The sequence below is a fragment of the Psychrobacter sp. 1U2 genome, assembly GCF_051847575.1.
In genome coordinates this window covers 1-597 of the sequence record NZ_JBPYDC010001460.1, presented here as the reverse complement: position 1 = coordinate 597, position 597 = coordinate 1, and the positions used below count along the sequence as shown (strand labels likewise).

The window sequence follows — 597 nt, the reverse complement described above, 5'->3', positions numbered from 1 at the left end:
CAATCTCGCTATGAGCGCTTGATGGCATTACAACAAGACATCTCAGCACAAAAACTACAAGAAAAAGTCGGTAAGACTTTAACGGTATTGGTTGATGAGATTGATCATGAAGAAAATATTGCAATTTGCCGTAGTTATGCTGATGCACCAGAGATTGACGGTCATGTCTATGTAGATGATATTACCGCCAAAGTGAAAGTCGGGGCGTTCTTAACCGTCACTATCGATGATGCTAGCGAATATGACTTATTTGCCAGTTACCAAGGCTAATTAAACGTTACAAAAAGCGCTACATGAATTTTGAACATCGGTGTCCACTGAGTGACTAAATAAAAACTGGCACGGATTACCGATGAAAATTGCCCAATTGTGAGTAGTTTTTGCTACAATTAGCGCAATTTGGCCTACTAGCCTGTTTTGGACTATCAGTTCTAACCTGTGCTCCAATTCTATTGGTTTTAACCATTATTTAATGATAAATTTAACGATAAAAAGGTGCCCTCATGTCTGACAAAAACCCTCGTTTCTCGCGCATATTGCTCAAATTATCTGGTGAAGCCCTAGCTGGTGGCAAAGATATGGGGATTGATACTGAAG

At 39.7% G+C, this 597-nt stretch carries 2 pseudogenes; both read left to right on the top strand.

What is annotated here, in order from left to right:
- Positions 1–270: pseudogene (locus tag ACS8FD_RS22635) on the top strand (30S ribosomal protein S12 methylthiotransferase RimO); the annotation flags it as partial.
- 233 nt (positions 271–503) lie between these two features.
- Positions 504–597, top strand: a pseudogene (locus ACS8FD_RS22630) (UMP kinase); the annotation flags it as partial.